Source organism: Micromonospora sp. NPDC049089 (genome assembly GCF_040648775.1).
GTDB lineage: Bacteria > Actinomycetota > Actinomycetes > Mycobacteriales > Micromonosporaceae > Micromonospora.
In genome coordinates this window covers 1-6,457 of record NZ_JBEZEH010000292.1, presented here as the reverse complement: position 1 = coordinate 6,457, position 6,457 = coordinate 1, and the positions used below count along the sequence as shown (strand labels likewise).

Below are 6,457 nucleotides of genomic sequence, written 5' to 3'. Positions count from 1 at the left end.
ACGAGCCCCCCTATTTCTGGGCCTTATCCGGGCAATCGGCGGCCCGGCCCCCCCCTGGGGGGGCGGGGCCCGACCCGTAACAGGAGGTACGAGGTGGACGAGCGGATCCGGCTGCGGCTGGACGTCTCGTACGACGGCACCGACTTCTCCGGCTGGGCAGCCCAGCCGACCAGGCGCACCGTCGCGGGGGTGCTCGTCGAGACCCTGGACCTGGTCCTCGGCGTCGGTACCGCCACCGGGCTGACGGTCGCCGGGCGGACCGACGCGGGAGTGCACGCCACCGGTCAGGTGTGCCACGTGGACCTGCCCGTGGAGGTGTGGCGGGAGCACGAGGGGCGGCTGTTGCGTCGTCTGGCCCGGCTGCTCCCCACCGACGTGCGGGTACGGGCGATGACCGAGGTGCCGGCCGACTTCGACGCCCGGTTCTCGGCCACCTTCCGACGCTACGAGTACCGGGTCACCGACGCGCCTTTCGGCGCCGAGCCGTTGCGCCGCCACGAGGTGCTGGCCTGGCCGAAGCCGTTGGACCTGGCCGCGCTGAACGCCGCCGCCACCAGGCTGGTGGGGGAGCACGACTTCGCCGCGTACTGCCGGCGCAAGGAGCACGCCACCACACTGCGCGAGGTGACCCGGCTGGACTGGCGTCGCGACCCGGACGACATCCTGGTCGCCACGGTGCAGGCGGACGCGTTCTGTCAGGCGATGGTGCGCAGCCTGGTGGGAGCCATGCTGGTGGCCGGGGACGGCCGCCGCCCGGTCGAGTGGCCGGGAACTCTGCTCACCCAGCGGGAGCGGTCCAGCGAGGTGACGGTGGCCCCCGCGCGCGGGCTGACCCTGGTCGCCGTCGGCTACCCGGCCGATCCGGCCGAGTACGCCCAACGGGCGACCCTCACCCGCCGGTTGCGGGTCCCGATCGAGGGTTGACCGTCCGCACTGTCAGTCGCCGGGCAGATCGCCCTGGTTGGCGTTGCTGCCGGTAGGTGCCGCCGTCGGTTGCGAGGCGGTGCCACCGTCGGCCCGGCTCTGTAGTACGCCCCGGCTGAGGTGCAACTCGATCATGTCGAACAGGATCTCGCGGACCTTGGCGTCTCCCGCCTTGACCGCTGTGCCGTCCTTGCGGACCACCAGCGCGTACGCCAGGTAGTGGCCACGGACCTGCCAGCCGACGCGTGCCGGGGCGTTGGCCAGGACATCGGTGCCGTCGCCGTCGTTCCCGGTGAGGCCACGGAAACGGCCCTGCCGCTCGTCGAGAAGTTGCCGGAGCCGATCTCGGGCTCGTTCCGCGCTGACCTTGTCGGTGAGGTTGAACAGGCCGGCGGTGACCAGGTGGCTGTCGTCGGGCGTGCTCAGCGTGGCCCGGACGATCTGGTTGCAACCGAGCCGGACCAGCAGGTCGGCGACCTCGTCGGTGGCGGCGACGGCGCAACTGCCGCTGGACTGTGTCTTGAGCACCTGGTAGCTCGGCTGGCCGTCGGTGAGCTTCAGCTCCTTGCCGGGGAAGAGTTCCTTGGCGGTGAGCGGGGCCTGGTCGGTGTCCCGGGAGTCGAGGGCCAGCCGTTCCGCCGACGCCGACGTCGGGGCGGCGTTCGGCTGGTTCGTCGGGTTGCTCTGCGGCTGCTCGCCGCGGTCGATGAGCAGCGCGGCGGCACCGAGGCCGCAGAGGGCGAGCAGCACCAGGACGGCTGCGCCGCCGATCAGTGCCTGCCACAGTCGACCGCCGCCGCGCCGGGCGGGCGGCTCCGCAGCCGTCGCCGAGGTGTAGATCTGGCTGCGCGGCGGTGCGGGTGGGATGTCGGCGCGTGTCGGCACTGCCTGCGGCGCATCGGCGTGGCCGGCCGGCCCGAGCTGCGGCACCTCGGTACGAGCCGGTGCCGGCTGCGACGAGGGCAGCGAGAGCTGGTTCGGGCGGGGCAGCGACGGCGTGGGGAAGCGTGACGGAGAGGGCCCGGCCGCCGGGGGCGGACCGGCGCCGAGCACCGACAGGTCGGACCCGGGCTCCGGGTACTCCTCGAAAGCGTCCTCATCGGACTGGTACCGATACACCATGTCGCCCAGAGTAGGAGTCATTGTCCCTTTAGGTGGTAATTTCAGGGAAATGTACGTGCGGGCCGTGTCAGGTCCGCCCCGGACCGGTGCGAGAATTGTCGGGTGACCGGCGACCACTACTTCACCGCTCAGCCCACCAGCGACGCCCCGGCGCGCGAGGTCGAGTTCACCGTCGCCGACCGCGACTACCGGCTCACCTCGGCCGGCGGGGTGTTCTCCGCCAGCCGGCTCGACCCGGGCACCGCGGTGCTGCTGCGCAAGGCCGAGCTGCCCGCCGACGACACCACCGGTGACCTGCTCGACCTCGGCTGCGGGTTCGGGCCGATCAGCTGCGTGCTGGCCGACCTCGCGCCCAGCAGCACCATCTGGGCCGTCGACGTCAACGCCCGGGCCCGCGAACTGACCGCCGCCAACGCGGCTCGGGTCGGTGCCGCCGACCGGGTCCGGGTCAGCGCGCCGGACGACGTTCCGGACGACATCCGCTTCGCCCAGATCTGGTCGAACCCGCCCATCCGGATCGGCAAGGACGGGCTGCACGACCTGTTGCTGCGCTGGCTGCCCCGACTCGCCCCGGACGGCGTCGGCTGGTTGGTCGTCGCCCGACACCTCGGCGGCGACTCGCTGCAACGCTGGCTCACCGAGCAGAGCTGGCAGGTCGAGCGGTACGCGAGCCAGAAAGGCTTCCGGGTGCTGCGCGTCACCCGGTAATTGGATGTACCCCCCGACCCTCACTGGGGCAGGATCCCGGCGTGGGATACGTGGACGTGGCAGCGGTCGGGCACATCCTGCCCGACGGTCGGGAACTCTTCGCCGACGTGTCGTTCCGGGTCGGGGAGGGCAGCAAGGTCGCCCTGGTCGGGCCGAACGGCGCGGGAAAGACGACGCTGCTGAGGATGGTCGCCGGCGACCTGCCGGTGCGCAGCGGCGTCGTCGCGCGGGCCGGCGGGCTGGGTGTGATGCGCCAGTTCATCGGCATGATCGGCGACGAGTCGACAGTCGCCGACCTGGCGTTGTCGCTGGCCCCGCCGGCGCTTCGCGACGCCGGCCGGCGGCTCGGCGAGACCGAGGCGGCCATGCGGGCGGCCGAGGCCCACGGCAAGTTCAGCAATGCCGCGGGCAAGGCCCAGCTGGCGTACGCCGATGCGCTCGGCGCCTGGGGCGAGGCCGGCGGGTACGACGCCGAAGTGCTCTTCGACACCGTCGCGACCATCGTGCTCGGTAAGCCGTGGGACGCCGTACGGGACCGTCCGGTGCGTACCCTCTCCGGCGGCCAGCAGAAGCGCTTCGCCCTGGAGTTGCTGCTGCGCGGCCCGGACGAGGTGTTGCTGCTCGACGAACCTGACAACTTCCTCGACGTGCCCGGCAAACGCTGGCTGGAGGCGCGACTGCGCGAGTCGACGAAGTCGGTGCTCTACGTCTCGCACGACCGCGAGCTGCTGGCCCAGAGCGCCGACCGGGTGGTCGCCGTCGAGGGTGGCAGTGCCTGGGTGCACCCGGGCGGCTTCGCCAGCTGGTACGAGGCTCGGGTGGCTCGGCACGCCCGCCTCGACGAGCTGCGCCGGCGCTGGGACGAGGAGCACCAGAAGCTGCGCGAGCTGATGCTGATGTACAAGCAGAAGGCCGCGTACAACGACGGGTTGGCCTCGCGTTACCAGGCCGCGCAGACCCGGTTGCGCAAGTTCGAGGAGGCAGGGCCGCCGCCCGTACCCCCGAAGGACCAGGACATCCGGATGCGGCTCAGCGGCGGGCGGACCGGCAAGCGCGCGGTGGTCTGCGAGCAGCTGGAGCTCGACGGCCTGACATTCCCCTTCGACCTGGAGATCTGGTACGGCGACCGGGTGGCGGTGCTCGGTGCCAACGGCACCGGCAAGTCGCACTTCCTGCGGCTGCTGGCCCGCGGCGGCACCGACCCGGACCCGGCGAACGGCCCGGTCGACGGCGCGGGCGCGCTCGCTCCGGTGATGCACGAGGGGTCGGCCCGCCTCGGTGCCCGGGTCCGCCCCGGGCACTTCTCCCAGACTCACGACCGGCCGGAGCTGATGTCGAAGACGCTTGTCGAGATCCTGTGGCGGGGCGACGAGCACCGCACCGGGATGGACCGGCACGCGGCGATGGGTGTGCTCAGCCGCTACGAGCTGGCCGCGCAGGGCGACCAGCGCTTCGGGACGCTCTCCGGCGGGCAGCAGGCCCGGTTCCTGGTGCTGCTGTTGGAGCTGTCCGGGGCGACCCTGCTGCTGCTCGACGAGCCCACCGACAACCTCGACCTGGCCAGCGCGGAAGCTCTCGAAACGGGCCTGAACGCCTTCGAGGGAACGGTGATCGCTGTCACCCACGACCGTTGGTTCACCCGCTCCTTCGACAGGTTCGTGCTGTTCCGAGGCGACAGCGAGGTGGTGGAGACGCCGGAACCGGTCTGGGATGTCGGGTGATCCCCACCGACCTGCCCGACCGCCTGTGCGCCGTCAAGGGGGTGGTGGCCGTGGCGCTCGGCGGCAGTCGGGCGCGCGGCGAGCAGCGCCCGGACTCCGACTGGGACCTGGGTCTCTACTACCGGGGTGAGCTGGACCTGCCGGCGCTGCGTGCGGTGGCCGCGACGGTCGCCGACACCGCCGTCGCGCTCACCGCCCCCGGTGGTTGGGGCCCCTGGGTGGACGGGGGTGGCTGGCTGCGGATCGGCGGGGTCGCCGTGGACTGGATCTACCGGGACCTCGACCGGGTGCACAGCGCCTGGGCGGACTGCCGGGCCGGCCGGTACGAGGTCGGTGTGCAGGCCGGGCACCCGCTCGGGTTCTACTCGTCCGCCTACGTCGGCGAGGTGGCGTTGTGCCAGGTGCTGGCGGACCCGACCGGCCAGCTGACCGCGCTGAAGGAGCAGGCCCGGGACTATCCGCCCGCGTTGGCCGACGCGCTCGTGGCCGGCGGTTGGGAGGCCGGGTTCCTGTTGGCCGGCGCGGCCAAGGCCGCCGCAGGCGGGGACAGCGGGTACGTCGCCGGCTGCCTGTTCCGGGCGGTCGGAGTGCTCGCCCAGGTGCTGCACGCCCGGGCTGGCCACTGGTTGATCAACGAGAAGGGGATGATCGCCGCAGCGGGCCGGCTGCCGGGGGCGCCTCCGCGTTTCGCGCAGCGGGCGCAGGCACTGCTCGGTGGCGTCGGCCGCAGTCCGGCCGAGCTGGCCGCGACCGTCAACGCCGCCCGTGAGCTGGTCACCGAGGTGGTCGGCTGAGCCGCCGCCGAGGTGGCCCGCACCGAGCCGGCATAGGGTGGATCGCGTGACTGACATGACCTATCGCCGGCTGGGCGACTCCGGGCTCGTGGTGTCCGTGGTCGGCATCGGCTGCAACAACTTCGGCCGCAAGCTGGACCTCGACGGCACCCGGGCGGTGGTGGACGCGGCCCTGGACGCCGGGATCACCCTGTTCGACACCGCCGACATCTACGGCGAGCCGCAGGGCGGCTCCGAGGAACTGCTCGGGCAGGCGCTCAAGGGCCGCCGGGACGACGTGGTGGTGGCCACCAAGTTCGGCATGGACATGAACGGTCTCAACGGACCGGACTACGGCGCACGGGGTGCGCGGCGCTACATCGCCCGCGCGGTGGAGGCGTCGCTGCGCCGGCTCGGCACCGACCACATCGACCTGTACCAGATGCACGAGCCCGACCCGGGCACCCCGATCGACGAGACCCTCGCCGCCCTGGACGACCTGGTCCGTGACGGCAAGGTGCGCTACCTGGGCAACTCCAACTTCGCCGGCTGGCAGATCGCCGACGCGGACTGGGTCGCCTCGTCCAACGGCCGGTCCCGCTTCATCAGCGCACAGAACCACTACAGCCTGGTGGAGCGGTCCGTGGAGGCCGAAGTGATCCCGGCGTGTGAGCGGTTCGGCCTCGGCATGCTGCCGTTCTTCCCGCTCGCCAACGGCCTGCTCACCGGCAAGTACAAGCGGGAGGCTCAGCCGCCGGCCGGCAGCCGGCTCTCCGGTGGTGGCCGGTACGCGGAGCGGCTCGCCGCGGCCGACTGGGACACCATCGAGGCGATCGAGGCGTACGCGGCCGAGCGGGGTCTGACGATGCTCCAGGTGGCGATCGGCGGACTGGCCGCCCAGCCGGCGGTGACCTCGGTGATCGCCGGTGCCACAACGCCCGAGCAGGTGCGTGCCAACGCCGCCGCCGGCGTCTGGGAGCCCAGCGACGACGATCTGGCGGCGCTGCGCGCCATCCTCTGACGGCGCGCTGTCGCTGATCCACCCGCGTTCCGTGAAGGCGGGGCATCTGCGGTCTGCGGAAGCCCCGACTTCACGGAAGCCCCGACTTCACGGAAGCCGAGACGACACAGGGCCGGGGCGCGGCGGGGGGGCCGGCCCCGGGCTGCCCGGGGTTGGGGCGGTGGGGGGGGGGCGGGCGGACAGCCTTG

Annotated in this window: 6 protein-coding genes; 5 read left to right on the top strand and 1 reads right to left on the bottom strand. The window is 72.5% G+C overall.

From position 1 onward, the window contains the following. Positions 1 to 93 precede the first annotated feature (93 nt). A complete protein-coding gene (gene truA / locus AB0B48_RS31235) occupies positions 94 to 924 on the top strand; it encodes a tRNA pseudouridine(38-40) synthase TruA (RefSeq protein WP_357207856.1) in 831 nt (276 codons plus the stop codon). Between the two features lie 12 nt (positions 925 to 936). Here the strand turns inward: truA and AB0B48_RS31230 are convergent, their stop codons facing one another. Beyond that, positions 937 to 2,046: a hypothetical protein gene (locus tag AB0B48_RS31230; protein WP_357207853.1), complete on the bottom strand. Its 1,110-nt coding sequence runs from the start codon at positions 2,044 to 2,046 to the stop codon at positions 937 to 939. A gap of 102 nt (positions 2,047 to 2,148) precedes the next feature. Here AB0B48_RS31230 and AB0B48_RS31225 point away from each other — a divergent pair, with 102 nt between their 5' ends. Genes AB0B48_RS31225 through AB0B48_RS31210 form a run of 4 tightly spaced genes read left to right on the top strand, consistent with a single transcriptional unit; the run spans position 2,149 to position 6,269 of the window. Continuing rightward, entirely contained in the window at positions 2,149 to 2,754 is a 606-nt protein-coding gene (locus AB0B48_RS31225) for a methyltransferase (RefSeq protein ID WP_357207850.1), read from the top strand. 41 nt (positions 2,755 to 2,795) lie between these two features. Then, positions 2,796 to 4,475: an ATP-binding cassette domain-containing protein gene (locus AB0B48_RS31220; protein WP_357207847.1), complete on the top strand. Its 1,680-nt coding sequence runs from the start codon at positions 2,796 to 2,798 to the stop codon at positions 4,473 to 4,475. Next, a complete protein-coding gene (locus AB0B48_RS31215; RefSeq protein ID WP_357207845.1) occupies positions 4,472 to 5,269 on the top strand; it encodes a nucleotidyltransferase domain-containing protein in 798 nt (265 codons plus the stop codon). The genes AB0B48_RS31220 and AB0B48_RS31215 overlap by 4 nt, the downstream gene beginning before the upstream one ends. A gap of 37 nt (positions 5,270 to 5,306) precedes the next feature. Further along, positions 5,307 to 6,269, top strand: a complete 963-nt coding sequence (locus tag AB0B48_RS31210; RefSeq protein ID WP_357207843.1) for an aldo/keto reductase — start codon at positions 5,307 to 5,309, stop codon at positions 6,267 to 6,269. Positions 6,270 to 6,457: the final 188 nt, after the last annotated feature.

Bases quoted from the DNA above. Each gene is read 5' to 3' on its own strand.
- AB0B48_RS31230 (WP_357207853.1), bottom strand. From the start codon at position 2,046: ATGGTGTATCGGTACCAGTCCGATGAGGACGCTTTCGAGGAGTACCCG.